Genomic DNA, 17,027 nt, shown 5'->3' with positions numbered 1-17,027 from the left:
CTGTGGGATAGAGGGCCGTCACAGTCGTGGAACGATGTTCTTCTCTCGTTTTGCGGGTATATTCGCGGAACCACGAGTCTCGAAGGATCCACGATGCATATCTCCCGCGTTCAATTGGTAAACTATCGTAATTTCGAGCGGGCAGACTTTCATTTCAACAAAGGCATTAATACGATCATCGGCGAGAACGGTTCAGGAAAGACGAACCTGTTCCGCGCAATGCGGTTGATGCTCGACGATGATTTCCTCCGTTGGGCGTACCGACTTGAAGAGGGTGACTTTCACCGCGGCCTCGGCAATTGGCGTGGGCATTGGATCATCATCAGCATTGAGTTTGCGGAGGTGTCCCAGGAGGAAGCAATCCAGGCGCTTTTCCTCCATGGCACCGGCGTCATAGAAAACGACGCCGTCGCGAGAGCCACTTATAATTTAATTTTCCGACCTAACGCCGCGACGCGCACGCTTCTCAGCCAACTCGCTGAGGGGGATCATGCCGGCCTCGCGGGGATCTTGAACACGATCACGCTTGACGATTACGAGACGGTCTTCACCGGTAAAAGCACTGCTGATTTCTCCGATCCAGCCGTATATCAGGCGTTGGTTGGCGACTTTGCGACAGTGCAGTTTCCAGAGGAGCTTCATCCCGCGAGCCTCGGCGGTCGGGTTCCAGGGATCATGTCCGTGAGCAAGGAGGTCTGCTTCACTTTTGTCCAGGCGTTGCGGGATGTTGTCAGCGAGTTCCAGGGGCAGCGGACCAATCCATTGCTGACGCTGTTGCGCAGCAAGAGCGGCGAAATCGACCCCGCTGCATTGGCGCCGATCACCGAGCGCGTCAAAGCGCTGAATAACGAGATCGAAGCGCTTCGCGACGTTGGCGAAATCAGAGCCGATATACGACAAACGATCCGCGACGCAGCGGGAGAAACATATTCGCCTGCAAGCTTGGCGGTGAGGTCGGCGGTCCCCGACGAAGCCGACCGGCTGTTCCAATCATTGAAGCTTTTCGTCGGCGAAACGGACGACGACTATGAGGGAGCCATCAACGAGTTGAGCCTCGGTGGCGCCAACCTGATCTACCTGACGCTGAAGCTCCTTGAGTTTAAATACCAGAAAGCCAAACAGGCCTGCGCAAACTTTCTGGTGATCGAGGAGCCCGAGGCCCATATCCACACGCATATCCAGAAAACTCTGTTTGACCGCCTGAGTTATCCCGATACGCAGGTGATTTATTCCACACACTCGACCCAGATCTCAGAAGTCAGCAACGTGGAAAACGTAAATATCTTGGGGCGCAGCGGGTCACGCTGCGAGGCATTCCGTCCGAGTGCGGGACTGGATGAGCCGGAGATCAGAAGCATCCAACGGTATCTCGATGCGGTTAGAAGCAATCTCCTATTCGCTAAGAGTGTCATCCTTGTTGAAGGCGATGCGGAAGAAATCCTCGTACCTGTCCTCGTCAAAGAAGTACTCGGGGTGAGCCTCGATGAACTGGGCGTAAGCCTGATCAACATCCGCAGCACCGGATTTGAGAATGTCGCGGTGCTTTTCCACGACCTTAGAATAAGAAGACGATGCGCCATCGTCACCGACCTCGACGCGACGTTCTTCAATACGGAGCCCGCCGAGGACGATACGAAGGCGATGAAGGGCGCGAAAGAAAAAGCAATCGGAGCCCAGGCGGCCGGGGTCGCCCGGCGGGCAAGACTGACGACGTTCAAGGACGGCAACGACTGGGTGTCCGTCCATTATGCTCCGAGAACCTTCGAAGTCGACTTCGTGGCGGCGGGAAACTGGGAACTCGCTGTTTCAGTCTTGAACGCGGTCTATAAGGACAATCCGACCATAGTTGCTGCAACTGCGGAATTGAGATCCAACGATCCGGCAGTGTTTGGTCGTCGAATCCTTGCCATGGCGGATTATGCCGGCAAGGGTTGGCTCGCAATCCAGATGGCCAAGCAGGTATCCTCCTCGACGCGCATCCCGGACTATCTGGTCGAAGCGATCTTTTCCGCCCATCGACCGATCGGTCGCGCTGTTCTCGCAAATATGATCGAGCACCGCCTGAAATTTCACCAGGATCCCGCGGTGATCGGCGACCCACAGCTTGCGCAGCTCAGGGAGCAGGTAAGATCATTCCGCGCTGGCGAGCTGGCGACAGAGCCGCTCCGCGAAGCATTGATCGGAGCGGTCGCCGGCGACGTCATCATCGACGTCATGGGACATGCCTGATGGTTTTCGTATGGCAAAACGGCGACCTCAATGAAGAGCAGACGGATGCTGTCCTTCATGACGGGAGCATTTTCCTTGCCGCATGTCCGGGGAGTGGGAAGACGAGAGCTCTAACGTACAAGATCGCCCTCGAACTGTCGAAGCTGGAAAGCGAACGCCATTGGGTGGTCGCCATCACCTACACGCATCGTGCCGCCGAAGAGATTGCTGAACGTATCGAGAAGCTTGGGGTGTCGACCGATCGCCTCTGGATCGGCACGATCCATTCGTTTTGTCTCGACTGGATCATTAGACCCTATGCTATCTATCATGATCGTCTTGCCAACGGGTTCCGGGTGATTGACCAGCATGAAACCGATGACATCCTGACGGAACTCTGCCAACAATCTCCGAATTTTGTCCGCCCCCTGGATTGTCGGTATTATTTCACGACCGCTGGTTTCCAGCTTGAGGGAGCAAATCCGAACCGCCGAGCAGCAGCAACAGCCGTACTGCAACGCTATTGGGATCGGCTTCAGGAACACCGGCAACTGGACTTTGAGATGATCTTGAGTTGCGCATACGACTTGATTGCCAGCAAACCCTCGATTTCCGTGTTGCTCGGATCTCTATTCCGCTACATCCTCGTTGACGAATACCAGGACACCAAAGAGATCCAATACGCAATTGTTGCCGCCATTCTGAGGGCATCGGCCGGAAACACGAGAACGTTTATCGTCGGGGACCCCAACCAGGCAATATACGGTTCCTTGGGCGGCTATGCGATGGCTCGGCCAGAATTCGCGGCGCGCGCTGGCATCGATCTCGCCGAGAAAAGCCTGTCGAACAATTACCGCTCCTCCGAAAGGATCGTCGGCTATTTCTCGAACTACTGCGTCGCTCCGGCAGCCATTGAGGCTGTTGGGAAAGACCGCGACTACGGAAGCTTCATTTCCTTCGACCAGGAGATCAATCACCAAGAGCTGGATGATGAGATCGTGCGGCTCATTCGCCACAATATCGAAACGCTTGGAATTTCGCCGCACGAAATCTGCGTTGTTGGACCGCAATGGGTGCAACTGGCGGCGATAACTCGACGCCTCGTGGCCGCGCTTCCCGAATACAATTTTGACGGCCCGGGCATGGCGCCGTTTTCTCGAGACCAAGACAATATCTGGTTCAAGGTATCTCGTCTGGCATTGACCCGGCCAGAGCCGCAAATGTTCGTTCGAAGGATGCGCTGGGCCGGCGAGGTGCTGGAGCATTTTCGGTCCGTAGGTGTCGACACGTCGAAAGTTTCCCGAAGGGATCTTTTGCGTCACTGCAATCAAATCGAGATCCTGGTCGACGATGGCCTCGAATACCTAGAACTGTTTTTTGACGAGCTGCTGCTGGCGCTCGAGATCGATATCGCGCTGTTTCCGTCGCTCGGTGATCATCGCACGGCATTTTTCGAACGTTCGAGAATCCAAATCGAACGGCTGGAAAACGCCGGCGTGCAAGCGGTATCCAATATCGCGATGTTCAGACGCGTGTTCGCGACGCGTTCCGGAATCACGATATCGACCATTCACGGTGTCAAAGGGGCTGAATTCGATTCCGTAATAGCATTTGCGCTGCTCGAAGGCATGGTTCCGCATTTCGCTGATCCTAATGCGCTGGATAGCGCCAAGAAGCTCCTATATGTGATTGCATCGCGCCCGCGAAAGAACCTTCATTTGATTGCCGAAGTCGGGCGGGTCAATGGGATCGGCGAGCCGTACGAGACGACAAGTATCCTTGCCGAGCACATTTTTCGTTATGACTTGATGGAAGCCATTGAGTAGGCCTGCAGCGTACATCACGACGCCGCTCGGCATGGGGTTCGGCTACTTGCGGGGTCCCAATCGAATATTCCGGCTGCTCTACGTCGCCTACAATCTTGCAACCGCAATCGCTTCGAGGGGATCCAGGACCGCGTGCTGGATGACACTGAAATCGGAGACTGGGCAGTCACAGAGGTAACGGCCGCTGCTTGTCGACGTTCCCAGCCTCAAGACCTTGGACCTGTAAGCATGGTGCCAAGGCGTCCCCGGTCAGACTTCTCCGTCAACGGCCATTGAGGTGGGAAAACCACCGTGTGGTTTCGCAATGAACGCCAGCCGCGCCTTACGGAGTGGCCACGTCTTGTCGCGCCACCAGTAAAACTCCAGATGCGATCTGCCCTGCGCGCGAATTTCCGACTCGATATCGCGGCTTTCGCGTGTGCCCGGAACTGCGAGAAAATTTCCTGTCACGATGCAGCGAGTGCTGCCCCTTACAGTGGGCTCGGTGTCGAAAACAGCCTCGCCGATGCAAACTCCCAAGAAATCCCTGCAGCGCTGTCCCTCAGGGCTCTCGATGATGAGATCACCCGACTTGCGATCAAAGTAGATTTTCACCCGACTGCCGATTTCCGGTGCTGACGAGAGACGTGCGGAATATCCATTTTCTACTCCTGTGGTAGTCGTATTGGCACCAGCGAGGCTTTCGCAGGCACATCTGGAGAGCTTTCCTGGTCCGCAGGAAGGTCGAAACGCGGATCAGTGAGATCCAACGCGCCATGCCGCATCAGCGCCTTCTCAAGCCGACCGAGTATCCACTTATAGGCTTGGGGCGTGAGCTCCATATGCGGTTTTCTCATGATGGCCCGTCGCGGATTGAGATTGCCACCATTCCCCGCGTTGAGATTGCGCTGCGTTGGAGCAAAAGATCCCGGACCGAGTTCGGCCATCATGTCGGCCATGGACACCCCCGCCGAAAGCGGTCCGTTGATAAAGACGGGATCGTGGACGCGAACGTAGTGCGGCCAATTCTCCTTCCAGGCTCTCACCGACAAATCGGCTGGCGTGGCGTCATCCAGGACTGGCCTATGCTCCCTCCCGATAGCACGGCCGTAGATCACGTAGTCGCTCCGTGCCTGGACCATGCGTGCCATGAACATGATGGCTCCGTCTCGAACCTGACGGGGCCGTTTTCCAATCGGGTACGTGCAAGCCCAGTGCGAACCGGAGCGAATGACTTCCTCGTCGATCTGCATGGATAGCGACGCGCGGTTGTCCGTTCTTCCAAAGAACTTCACGAACGACTGCGCAGGCGCATCCGTCGGAGGCTCTAGCACAAAGGGGGATGGTGCGTTCACGGTCTCGCCGAAGTCGGGCAGAGAAACGCTATCTCTCGTCCCGACACGGTATGGGGCGAGAATTTGACGCCATTGCTCGATTTGGTCTTTCGACAGATCGTGCTTGGTGTTGGCCCATAGGCGATCGAAATAGCTCTGGCACTGTATGGCGATAGAGGGGTCATCAGCGGTAAAGCCGAACTCCTTGTTGTGAAACATGGCAGCTTCAGTGAGATTGGCGCTTGTCACGATCGCTCGCCTGGCGCCGAAGATATACATTTTGGAATGGAGGCCGACGACCCCGCGGATTTTCGCTCCGCTCTGGAGAAGGAGATCCAGCGCGTCCAGATCACTTACCCCTGCATTGAAGGCGTTGAGGTCGAAGCGAGTGATGACGCGAAGATCATAGGGACGATGGGCGAGCACCAGGCGCTCCACGGTCCGCTTTTTGATGAAGGGACATACGATCGACACCGTTTGGGGTCTTTCCCGCATGCCGGCATCCAGTTCGTCCGACCAACCAGAATCTACTAATCTGAAGCTCAACGGCAATCCTCCCGGTCAATACCGCCGGTGTGCGCGTAAAATCGCGCCCGTCGCCTTGCCTGATGCGACCTCGATCCCGACGAGGATCTGGATGCGAGGTTTCTGGAGTTCCTTCACCGCCAAAGCGAGCGGGGTGGCGTCGTCCATTTGCGTCCATCTATCCACGAGGTTGGCCATCTTGAGCAGGTCCGAAATAGTGTGATCTTTTAGATCGATCATTCCGCCTAGTCCCTTGGCGCTTTCCGAGATGAAGCGAATGGCGTCGACAGCGGTGAATGCTGCGGTCGGACGCCCCTTGTCATCGAGGCAGATGATTGCCTGGTGCTTTTCATCAAGCAGTTCGGCCAATTCACCCAAACTCGTTTCCGGCTTGACCGACACGAATCCCGGGTCGAGCTTCGCAGCCAGGGTATTGGCATTAGTTCCGTCCCGGCGAGGGCGCGTTCTAACGACAGTGCTGAGAGTTGAGTGATGCTTCATCCAAGATGCCGTTTCAGTGCATCGCAATTCGATCAGCCGCACGATTTTGGCGTGAATGTCGGTCACGTTCAGATCGAGAACCGGTTCGTGATGGGCCACGCGATTCCGGAAGACATTGATCGGCTTCACCAGGTTCTGGATCTCCTGGCGGCTTTGGCCGTGCTGCAGATTCGGGAAGGCGATATTGACGGTGGTGCGCCAGAGAGCGCCGTATTCGGGTCGGAAGAGGTTCGACCAAAAATCGAAGGTGAGTGTTGCGACGATCTGATCGCGCGGTGCGTTGGCGCCTGCCCTTTGTATGGCCTTGTCGAGCGTCGCCAGCCCGTTTCCCGTCAGGGTCTGATCGCGGAAGGTGGCGTCCTGATGCCAGCTCGCTCCGAACCTTGCGACAAGGATATCGTCGACGGCGTTTCGCAGCGTCACTTCCGCCACATTCAGCGGATAAAGGAAGGCCTTGGCCACCCGTGCATTGTAGAGGTACAGTGCCATCGCATATTCTTCGTGATTGCCCCCCTTTGCGAGGTAGGTTGCGAAGCGTGGCTCTGAAATCGAGGCCCGGATGGCCTGCAGCTGCGCCGGCAGGTAGGGAAAAGGAACTTGACTTTCTGCCATATTGCGTAGATAACCACCCCAAGCAGTCGAACAGGCCCCACTGGCTTGCCATGCGCCTTCGACATCGATCTTTTGTGCACCAGGTCAGGCCAGTCCTCACCTGGTGTTTCAATTTCTAAGGTGTGATTCAAACAGTAGCAAGCGGTAGAGTTGCTCCGAGCGTGCTGCCGAAAGGCGGCCTCGCGTCCAGGGTTTCGGATGTCGTGGGTGGGAGCGTGCTCCGCCGACCACGTCCTGATTATTGCACCGCCTGACTGCGCTTGATGGCCTGCGCCAGCGCTTCGACAATCTGCGAGAACCGATCTGGATAACGTAAGGCTGACTTAAGCTGGTCAGCCCAGCCGGGATTCGATGTACTCTATTGGCCATTGCGCCCTGGCCAATTCCGCGGTGGCGGATGAGAAACTCGCTCATCATCCCAAAAATAGGATCTTGCGCTACGATGGGCCTCTCACCTTGCACAAGTAAAGGTTTCAAGTGCTTAACGTGGGTCAGTCACGGGTCGACGGTTCGACTCCCATCAAGGCGAAGTAGGTTGAGCGAACAGCGGCTCGGCGCGAGATGCTCTCCCGTGCGACGGCAGCTTTGCGCCTTCAAATCGGTCGCTTAGACACCTTGGCGCTGACCCCGAAACCGGACACTCACGTTTTGATATGGCGAATGGCGAGCGTATTCCAGCCGAACTGGAGGAAATGCTTGTCCGGCAAGTTACGCGTGCTCGTGGGCAGCACTATGAAGGAACTCGATGGGCAGTGATCGAGCAACTGCGATCGTTGAACCTTGAGCCGGTTACCGTGGGCGCGCATTCAGCGCTTGAGCCTTTGAAATGAAATTTCTATCGCGCCTGCATTTCAAATAGCAGTTGTCGTCGTTAGCGGGAAAGTCAAGGACGGTAGTGTTTCGTGTGTTGCCCTATCGCCTTCGCGATGGCAGCCGAGTTTGAGGCGCAGCAGTTCGGCTAGGCGGTCATTACCGTCGATCAGGTCGGAGAGGAGAACCTTGTCCAGCGAGCGATAGAATGCATCCACCGCGCTGGAGATGGCGTCGCGGAGCCAGCAGACGTCCACAAGAGGACAGGTGTTGGACGCGCTGAAACATTCCGCGAAGGGCAGATCGGACTCGAAGATCCTGAAGACGGATCCGATATTGATTTGGGCGGGCTGGCGCATCAGTTGAAGGCCGCCATTCCGGCCACGGGTGGCGTCGATAAAGCCGTGATGGCCGAGCGTGCGGATGACCTGCGCCAGATGATTCTCGGAGGCATTGCAAGCGGCGGCAATGTCGCTCTTGCGGACCGTCATATGCGAATTGACCGCGCAGAACATCAGCGTCCTGATCGCCAGATTGGTTCGCATCGTGATGCGCATCGTGCCCGTTCCCCCCGGATGGCTGTGGCTATCTGTCCTGAATACATCACATTTCAAAGCTGCGATTGATCTATGTCAGGCCAGCACGCCACAGCCCCAGAAACTTGATCCATGTCATTTCCCGAAGGCGATTTTGCCGTAAAGAAGCATGCGAGATACATGATTATCCGAGATGTCCGCAGTGCGTACCAAATCAAAATCCGATCCCGGTGCTGATCGGCTGAAGGTGATCGAGAAGGGTGCGACGCAGGGATTGCGACGCGCGGGGCTCTTGACGGTACTTTCCGTGCTGACGGTCCTGCCGCAAAGCCTGTTCATCGGTGACAGTCTTGCCACGCTTGTCACGGGCGACACCCCCTTGCTGTCGCCGCTTCACGCGACGCTGGCCTATTTTGCTCTCGGTGTCCTGAGGCATGGGCTGGATGCCTGGGGCGGACGGTTCGCGTTTCGCGCGGCACAGGACGCGGTTGCCGCAGAACGCTCCTCGCTGGCAGTGGCGCAAAGCCGCATCTCACCCTATTCCGAGGCTGCGATCGCGTCTGGCGAAGGGGCGGCGCTCATCGGCGAGAAGCTGGATATTCTGTTGACCTATCTCACGCGTTATCACACGGCCGCCTTCAAGACGCGGGTCCTGCCGCTTGTGATCCTCGCTGCGACGGCCACCATCTCATGGGCTGCTGCGCTGATCCTTCTCCTCTCCGGTCCGCTGATCCCGCTCTTCATGGCGCTGATCGGTTATGCGGCGCGCGATGCCAGCGCCCGGCATCTCAAGGAGACGGGCTCGCTCAATGCGCTTCTTCTGGAACGCCTCAACGCGCTCGTCGATATCAAGGTGCTCGACGGGCGCAACACGATGGTGTCCCAGTTCTTCACTCGCGCCGACACTCTGAAGGAGCGGACGATGGCGGTGCTGCGTGTCGCGTTCCTTTCCTCCACCGTGCTGGAGTTGTTTGCAGCGCTGGGCGTCGCCATGGTCGCGGTATATGTCGGCTTCAGCCTACTCGGCACGTTCAGCTTCGGAACCTATGGCAGAGGGCTGACACTGGCGCACGGCATCGTGCTTCTGATCCTCGCACCCGAATTCTTTGCACCGTTGCGCGAACTCGCCGCAGCATGGCACGATCGCGCTGCGGCGCTGGCGGTCGCGGGTGAACTGGCCGAGATCGACTCGCGAGACGCGATGGCGATCCTGGGCGAAGGAGGCAAGGTTGCGGTACTCGGCGGGCCGATCAGCATCACCACGCGCAACCTCACCTTCGCAGCGGGAAGGTCGGGTTGCATCGTCTATCCGGACCTCAACATCCGCGCCGGCGAGGCGGTCGCCATCACTGGCCCTAGCGGCATCGGCAAGAGCACGTTGCTGGCGCTGATCGCCGGGCTCGCGCAGCCGGACCGCGGCCTGATCAGCGTCTGCGGGATCAATCTGGATGACGCGAACGCAGATGCATGGCGGATGCGCCTTTCGTGGGTTTCCCAAGTGCCGCATTTCGCCAATGCCAGCGTCCTTTCCAATATCATCGGTCCCGGCGGACTGCGCGATGAATGCAGACTCAAGGCGGCCATAGAGGCCGCGTCGCTCGGTCCGGTCATCGCCGCATTGCCGAGAGGCCTCCTCACACGGCTCGGGGAAACCGGCGCAGGACTTTCAGGCGGAGAGGCGCGCCGCGTCATGCTGGCCAGCGCGTTTTACGCCAGGGCCGATGTCGTTCTGGCCGACGAGCCGACAGCGGACCTCGATCCGCCGAACGCACAAGCTGTCACGGAAAGCCTTCTTGCGCTTGCCCGCCAGGGAAAGACGCTGATCATCGCGACCCACGATCGCCAGTTGGCAGACCGTATGGGCCGGAAAATCCGGCTGGGAGGTGCGGCATGAGGCGGCTCGCACGCATCTTCTTCCGGGTCTGGCGACCGCATGCAGGCAAGCTCGCCCTCGGAAGCCTGTTTTCCGTGCTTGTCGTCTTTGCGGGAGCCGCCCTGCTGGGTTTGTCAGGATGGTTCATCACGGCAACGGGAATTGCCGGATTGGCCGGAGCCGGGATCGCCTTCGATGTCTTCAGCCCGAGCGCCGCGATCCGCTTCCTGGCTCTCGGACGTGCCGGCGCACGCTATGGAGAACGGCTTCTCACGCACGACGCCACACTGGCGGGACTTGCGGAACTGCGCGGTCAGTTGTTGGCCGCCATGACACGCGCGCCGCTGCGCAAGCTCGCATCGCTCAATGGTTCCGAGCGGCTGAACCATCTCACGCTCGACGTGGACGCCCTCGACGGGCTGGCCCTGCGGCTGGTCATTCCAATTCTTTCCGCCGTTCTGGTCCTCGCCGGTTTTCTTCTTGTCCTCTGGTGGATCGAGAGCGGGACCGTTGCGGCATGGCAGGGCGCAAGTCTTGTCCTCGGTTTCCTGCTCTCTGCAGCCCTGATGCTGAAGACCGTCCAACGCCCCTCGCGGCTGGCGCACAAGGCGTTGCAGGCGATGAGGCTGCGGTTCATCGATCTTATGCGGTCCAGGCCCGAACTGGTCGTCGCCGGGAAGCTCGCAGGCCAGACATCGGCAGTCATGGACGCCCAGCACCGGCTCCAGAAAGAGCAGGCACGTATCGACCTTGCGGAGCGCGTATCCGGTCTTCTCATGGGCATGGCCAGTACGTTCGCTGCCGCGGGGAGCCTCTACCTTGGCATCAAGCTTGGCGAAGCCAAAGCGATCGATCCGGCGCTCGCCGCTATGGGCTTCTTCGGCGCGTTGGGAGCGGGCGAAATCACGGCACCCGTCCATCGCGGCCTGTCCGAACTCGGCCGCATACTGGATGCCGCGCGCCGGGTCGATGCGCAGATGATCACCGATCACGAGGAGCCGCGTCGTTCCATCATCGCGGATGCGCCTATCGCCGACGAGCCGGTTCTTCGGATGGACGAGGTGCGATACACCCAGGCGAGCCGAACCATCCTCCAGGATTTCCATCTCTCCGTCAGCGCCGGCGAGACGGTCGCGTTGACGGGGCCCAGCGGCGTCGGCAAATCGACCGCGCTGTTGCTGGCGATCGGGCAGCTTCAAACCGATACGGGCAATGTAAGAATCCACGGATGCGACATTCGTGCGCTCGATGAGAGCACATTGTTCAGCCTTGCCACGCTTCTGCCACAGCGAAGCGCCTTGATGAGCGGATCGATCCTCGACGCCCTCAGGCTGGCGCGCCCGGATCTTGCCGCGGAAGAGGCGTGGCAGGCGCTGGAAGCCGTCAGGCTGGATAACGTCATTGCCGCAAAGGGCGGGCTGGAATTCATGCTCGGCGAAGGCGGGGCTGGCCTGTCGGGTGGCGAGCGGCGGCGCCTTGCACTCGCACGCGTGCTCGTCAGACAGCCTCGGCTGCTCTTGCTTGATGAGCCGACCGAAGGGCTGGACGAAAAAACGGCCCGCGCGGTGCTCGCCGGCATCCGTCGCTATCTGCCTGAGGCGGCTATCCTGATGGCCTCGCACCGGCGACCGGAAACCGAATTCGCCGACCGTGTCGTGTCGCTCGTGTAGTCTGCGACCAAACAGCGCAAATGTGTATCCCCAATACACCTTATTGACCTCGATCAAGTCCAAGGCCTAGCGCTTGTTCTAAGCATCAGATCATCACTATGTTTGGCCAGGCGAGAGCATCATGGATATCGGCGTCGTCGAGCTGTCACGACTGCAATTTGCAATGACAGCGCTTTATCACTTCCTCTTCGTGCCTTTGACCCTCGGACTTTCCATCATCGTCGCGATCATGGAGACGGTCTATGTCATGACCGATCGGCCGATCTGGCGTCAGATGACGAAGTTCTGGGGCACGCTGTTCGGCATCAACTTCGTTCTCGGCGTTGCGACCGGTATCACGATGGAATTCCAGTTCGGGATGAACTGGAGCTACTACAGCCACTATGTCGGCGATATTTTCGGCGCACCGCTGGCGGTCGAGGGGCTGATGGCCTTCTTCCTCGAAGCGACCTTTGTCGGCCTCTTCTTCTTCGGCTGGGACCGCCTTTCCAAGCGCGCGCACCTGATCGTCGCCTGGCTTGTCGCCATCGGCTCCAACTTTTCGGCGCTCTGGATCCTGATCGCCAATGGCTGGATGCAGAATCCGGTAGGTGCGGCCTTCAACCCGCTGACGATGCGAATGGAAATGACCTCCTTCTTCGACGTCGTCTTCAACGAGGTCGCACAGGCGAAGTTCGTGCATACCGTCTCGGCAGGCTATGTGACGGCCTCCGTCTTCGTGCTGGGCGTCTCGGCCTGGTATCTGCTGAAAGGCCGCCATATCGAACTGGCGCGCCGTTCGATTGCGGTTGCGGCCTCCTTCGGCCTCGCGTCAGCGCTTTCGGTCGTCGTGCTGGGCGACGAGTCGGGCTATTCGGTCACGCTGTCGCAGAAGATGAAGCTCGCGGCCATCGAAGGCATGTGGGAAACGCAGCCAGCACCTGCCTCCTTCACGCTTCTCGGCCTGCCCGACCAGCAGGCACGCGAAACACATTATGCAATCCACGTTCCCTATGTCATGGGCCTGATCGGTACGCGGTCGCTCACCCGTGAAATTCCGGGCATTGCCGATCTCGTCAAGCAGGCGGAGGCCCGTATCCGCTCCGGCATCGTGGCCTACAACGCGCTGATGGACTATCGCGCCAACAAGGGCAAGGTCGCGCCGGATGTCGCCACGACCTTCGAGGAACACAGCAAGGACCTGGGCTTTGCCCTGCTCCTGAAGCGCTATGTCGATGACCCGCGCCAGGCGACAGACGCACAGATCGCGCAGGCCGCCAATGATACCGTGCCGACGGTGTGGCCGCTCTTCTGGGCCTTCCGCATCATGGTAGCGCTCGGCTTCTCGTTCATCGCTTTGATGGTCTGGTTCTTCTGGATGTCGTCCTTCCGCAACATGCGGTTCCCGCGCGTGGCGCTGCGGCTCGCCGTCATCCTGATCCCGGCGCCGTGGATTGCCGCCGAACTCGGCTGGTTCGTCGCAGAATTCGGCCGCCAGCCCTGGACGGTAGACGGCGTCCTGCCCACCGCGCTCTCGGCCTCCACCCTGTCGGTGACGGATCTGGCCATTACGCTAGCGGGCTTCGTGCTCTTCTACAGCGTACTTTTCGTGATCGAGATGGGGCTGATGGTGAAATACATCCGCAAGGGCCCGTATATCGACGTCCCCGAAACCGACCGCTGGCAATCCATTCATCGTGACAGGCTGACGGCCCCCTCGCCCTTTGGCCAGCAACCTGCGGAGTAACGATCATGATTCTCTTCGAACTTGTTCCCTTTGAAATCCTGCGGGTGGTCTGGTGGGTCCTGCTCGGTGTGCTCCTCACCGGCTTTGCCCTCACCGACGGTTTCGACCTCGGCGTCGGCGCACTCCTTCCCTTCGTCGCCAAAACCGACACCGAGCGGCGCGTTGCGATCAATACGATCGGCCCGGTCTGGGAAGGCAACCAGGTCTGGTTCATCCTCGGCGGCGGCGCGATCTTTGCCGCCTGGCCCCCGCTCTATGCGGTTAGCTTCTCCGGCTTCTATCTCGCCATGTTTGCCGTTCTCGCCGCCCTCATCCTGCGCCCGGTCGGCTTCAAGTATCGTTCGAAGCGCGACAGTGCGGCCTGGCGCAATGGCTGGGACTGGGCGCTTTTCGTCGGTGGCGCCGTCCCCGCGCTGATCTTCGGGGTCGCCATGGGTAATGTGCTTCAGGGCGTTCCCTTCCGCTTCAACGACGACCTGAAGATCTTCTATGACGGAACATTCTTCGGCCTGCTGAACCCCTTTGCGCTGCTGACCGGTGTCGTCTCGGTTGCCATGCTGATTACCCATGGCGCTGCATGGCTGCAGTTGAAGGCAGAAGGACCCGTGCGCGATCGCGCCCGCGCCATTGGCTCGATTGCGGCACTGGTCACCATCGTGACCTATGTGCTGGCCGGCCTCTGGCTCGCCAAGGGCATCGGCGGCTATGCGCTGGTCGGCCAGATCGTCAACAACGGTCCCTCGAACCCGACCTTCAGCGAGACCGCGCGAACCGCAAGCTGGTTCGGCGCGTTTGCGGAACGTCCGTGGATTGCGGTCGCCCCCATCGTCGGCCTCCTCGGCTCGCTGCTCGCCTTCTATGGCCTGCGCACCGGCAAGGACCTGATGACCATGCTCTATTCGAAGCTGGCGATCATCGGCATCATCTCCTCGGTCGGCCTGACGATGTTCCCCTTCATCCTGCCATCGTCGATCGATACACGCTCGTCGCTGACCGTGTGGAACGCCTCGTCGTCGCATCAGACGCTCTTCGTCATGCTGGTCGCCGCCGTGATCTTCGTGCCGATCATCCTGGCCTACACGGCCTGGGTCTACAAGGTTCTGTGGGGCAAGGTGACCGAGGCAGACATCAACCGCAACCACGAAACCGTCTATTAAGAGGAGATAAGACCATGTGGTATTTCGCCTGGCTTCTCGGCCTGCCGCTCGCCGCAATCTTTGCTGTCGTCAACGCAATGTGGCTGGAAATGCAGCAGGACCGGCAGATGATGAATGGCGGCGATAACAAGAAAAAGGTGCGCTAACGTCCAGGAGATTTTGAACGTGACGGCCGACAAGCTCTCTTCAGGTCGCCGACTGATCGTTGTGGCAGGCCATTGGAGAAAGGATTGGCTGGCGGAGCATGGAATTCAGGTTGAGGGCTTATGAAGCTCAGGCGATCGCGGCACCGGTCGCGAAGGTCAGTTATGGGCAGAAATTACAGCAGAAACTGTTCTGGCGGATGTCCGGATTGGAGAGATCATTTCCAGGTCCGGCCATTCCGCTGCCGGCCCCTAGCAGCCATTTCCGAGAGCAAGCAGCGAGCTCTACATTGAAATCTGGCGCAGCCGTATCGGCAAACGACGGGTCGGCAGTTCAAGTCCCTTCAAGACCTTGGCAGTGAAGAACGCATTCAACAGGAGCACTTCCGCCGGCCTCGTGAATTTGTCTGCTTTTCGCCCTTATCCCATCCATTTGCAGTGAAAAAAGTGCGTTTATACCAAGATGTTTGCTCATTTAGCAGTTAAGCCCCGCCGTGCTCAATTATCTGGGAGATTCTAACGGCGATCTACTGTATTCATGGTTGCAATGAACGTCGGGAGACCGTCTTTTGGCCATTTTGGACCCTCGCCTTCTTCAGCTTTTTGAAACACTGGTGGCAGCCGGTGCCGATTGGCTCGTTTTTGAACTGGTGGAAGGCATTGACGCCGGGGTCGTCAACGAGGAGAGTAGTGACGATTTAGCATTGGCGCGTGTCCTCGCGAGACAGGATCGCGAACCACGTAGAACCGCCGACCGGGTCGCGGTCAGTGTTCAGAGCTCGCCTCTAGAAGGAGATGAGCAACTCTCTTGGGCGGCACACTATGTCGCCGAACGTCTCGAGAACGCCCTCGACATGATGGACGTATCGATTGACCGAATGCATCGGCTCGTCATCAACGGTGACCCGATGAAGGATTCGTCAGCAGCACAATCATCCGTGAATTTCAGCCTACAGGACGACGGGGAGGCTGCGCTGGTGACGGTAGAAGATCGATCCGCTGGGCAATTGGCAGTGCGGGAGCTGCATGTTGCGCTTGAGCGGTGGCTTGGTGAGGCTACTGAGAGGCGGAAGTCGCTTTGATCACGGATGTTCAATCAGCCCTTAATGCCGTTCTCGGCAGCGTTGCAATCCTAAGGCATGCGAACGGTGCTGGCAGGATATTCGAGTTGTTCGTCATGACAGGCATAGCTGCGAAGCTGTCTAGCCGCGGCCATGACGTATGGCTACAACGCTCTGATGGGACGCGAATGAACCCAGGCGATCCAACACTTGACTTCATCCAGCGGGGTGGCGCTCCAGCAGGGATTTCACCGGCTTCGGCCGGGCCCGGCAATGCAAGCTGCATAGGTTTTCAGAAATCAGGTAGCACGAAAGTTTGGGAGGTTTGGAACGGTGTGCAGTTCGAAGGCCGCAGCGGCGCAGCACATGAATTGGACATCGCTATTGTGCCGCAGCAGGTGGGAACTACGCTACGCCTACATGGCGGGAACCCATTTGGCCGTCCGCGTATTGCGGTTGAGTGCAAGGATGTCGCCACGTCGGGCAGTATTGATGAAATGCGTGCCCTTGTCGCCCGGCTCTACGACGTCACCATCCTCGATGGGCATCGATCCCATCTCGGATTGGGGGTGCCGCCACAGGCGATCTATCCGGGCAATTTCGCCGGCGATCCTTATTACAGTTCTCAAATTACCTACCGCCAAGAGAACCTGCACAGCTTCAATGTATTTGCTCGCCGGACAGGCTTTGCCAAAGGCGCCGCGGCGATGACCGCCTATCATTGCATTCAGCCTCACGGTTCGATCACTGCGGGGAGCCCGGAGGCCGACATTCTGTTCACTGATATAGCAGACTGGATCGATGCCAATCTTCCTTAAAACGGGTCAAAACCGTGGCCGGCTGACAGCTACATCAGACTCGAGCTGTACTCGCTCTTGAAAACTTAGACAGCAGAAGCGGCAGGTTCGCTTCGAAGCGATCAAATTACGAGCAGAACTGGCAGGTTCCATTGCCCTTGCGCCCCAGTCTCAATGCTGGCGTTGGCAAAAAAAATTCTCCCACTAGGCGTGCATTCAATACTGACGCCAATCGAATGAATCTCGTACACGTGAAGAATTACGTTGAA

13 protein-coding genes are annotated in these 17,027 nt (G+C 58.6%); 9 read left to right on the top strand and 4 right to left on the bottom strand.

Going from position 1 to position 17,027, the window contains the following annotated elements:
- The first annotated feature begins 93 nt into the window (after positions 1 to 93).
- A complete protein-coding gene (locus tag LQK84_RS19030) occupies positions 94 to 2,229 on the top strand; it encodes an ATP-dependent nuclease (protein ID WP_230830315.1) in 2,136 nt (711 codons plus the stop codon).
- The gene (locus tag LQK84_RS19025; RefSeq protein ID WP_230830314.1) at positions 2,229 to 4,034 is read left to right on the top strand and encodes a UvrD-helicase domain-containing protein; all 1,806 of its coding nucleotides are present in this window, start codon (positions 2,229 to 2,231) and stop codon (positions 4,032 to 4,034) included. Before LQK84_RS19030 ends, LQK84_RS19025 begins: the two co-directional genes overlap by 1 nt.
- Before the next feature lie 249 nt (positions 4,035 to 4,283).
- On the opposite strand, the gene LQK84_RS19020 is transcribed toward LQK84_RS19025, so the two are convergent.
- The 4 genes from LQK84_RS19020 to LQK84_RS19005 all read right to left on the bottom strand — a co-directional run bounded on the left by LQK84_RS19020 (position 4,284) and on the right by LQK84_RS19005 (position 8,352).
- A complete protein-coding gene (locus LQK84_RS19020) occupies positions 4,284 to 4,628 on the bottom strand; it encodes a hypothetical protein (protein ID WP_230830313.1) in 345 nt (114 codons plus the stop codon).
- Between the two features lie 50 nt (positions 4,629 to 4,678).
- The gene (locus tag LQK84_RS19015; RefSeq protein WP_230830312.1) at positions 4,679 to 5,842 is read right to left on the bottom strand and encodes a phospholipase D family protein; all 1,164 of its coding nucleotides are present in this window, start codon (positions 5,840 to 5,842) and stop codon (positions 4,679 to 4,681) included.
- 66 nt (positions 5,843 to 5,908) lie between these two features.
- Positions 5,909 to 6,985 (bottom strand): Abi family protein, encoded by a 1,077-nt coding sequence (locus tag LQK84_RS19010; RefSeq protein WP_230830311.1) that lies wholly within the window; start codon positions 6,983 to 6,985, stop codon positions 5,909 to 5,911.
- 851 nt (positions 6,986 to 7,836) lie between these two features.
- Positions 7,837 to 8,352, bottom strand: a complete 516-nt coding sequence (locus LQK84_RS19005; RefSeq protein WP_230830310.1) for an RrF2 family transcriptional regulator — start codon at positions 8,350 to 8,352, stop codon at positions 7,837 to 7,839.
- Positions 8,353 to 8,533: 181 nt separating this feature from the next.
- On the opposite strand from LQK84_RS19005, the gene cydD reads away from it, so the two are divergent.
- The 7 genes from cydD (at position 8,534) to LQK84_RS18970 (ending at position 16,779) form a co-directional block, all read left to right on the top strand.
- Positions 8,534 to 10,225 carry a thiol reductant ABC exporter subunit CydD gene (gene cydD, locus LQK84_RS19000; protein ID WP_230830309.1) on the top strand — a complete coding sequence of 564 codons (1,692 nt, stop codon included), beginning with the start codon at positions 8,534 to 8,536 and terminating at the stop codon, positions 10,223 to 10,225.
- Positions 10,222 to 11,874, top strand: a complete 1,653-nt coding sequence (locus tag LQK84_RS18995; protein ID WP_230830308.1) for an amino acid ABC transporter ATP-binding/permease protein — start codon at positions 10,222 to 10,224, stop codon at positions 11,872 to 11,874. Before cydD ends, LQK84_RS18995 begins: the two co-directional genes overlap by 4 nt.
- Positions 11,875 to 11,995: 121 nt before the next feature.
- Positions 11,996 to 13,600: a cytochrome ubiquinol oxidase subunit I gene (locus LQK84_RS18990; RefSeq protein ID WP_230830307.1), complete on the top strand. Its 1,605-nt coding sequence runs from the start codon at positions 11,996 to 11,998 to the stop codon at positions 13,598 to 13,600.
- Positions 13,601 to 13,605: 5 nt separating this feature from the next.
- Complete coding sequence (cydB, locus tag LQK84_RS18985; protein ID WP_230830306.1) at positions 13,606 to 14,757, top strand: cytochrome d ubiquinol oxidase subunit II; 1,152 nt, start codon at positions 13,606 to 13,608, stop codon at positions 14,755 to 14,757.
- Between the two features lie 14 nt (positions 14,758 to 14,771).
- On the top strand, positions 14,772 to 14,903 hold the full coding sequence (gene cydX, locus LQK84_RS18980; RefSeq protein WP_230830305.1) for a cytochrome bd-I oxidase subunit CydX: 132 nt from the start codon (positions 14,772 to 14,774) through the stop codon (positions 14,901 to 14,903).
- Positions 14,904 to 15,469: 566 nt separating this feature from the next.
- Entirely contained in the window at positions 15,470 to 15,982 is a 513-nt protein-coding gene (locus LQK84_RS18975; protein WP_230830304.1) for a hypothetical protein, read from the top strand.
- Positions 15,979 to 16,779 (top strand): toll/interleukin-1 receptor domain-containing protein, encoded by an 801-nt coding sequence (locus LQK84_RS18970; protein ID WP_230830303.1) that lies wholly within the window; start codon positions 15,979 to 15,981, stop codon positions 16,777 to 16,779. Before LQK84_RS18975 ends, LQK84_RS18970 begins: the two co-directional genes overlap by 4 nt.
- The last annotated feature ends 248 nt before the right edge of the window (positions 16,780 to 17,027 follow it).

The organism is Rhizobium sp. C4 (assembly GCF_021026315.1).
Lineage (GTDB): Bacteria > Pseudomonadota > Alphaproteobacteria > Rhizobiales > Rhizobiaceae > Ensifer_A.
This window is presented reverse-complemented; position numbering and strand designations above follow the sequence as displayed.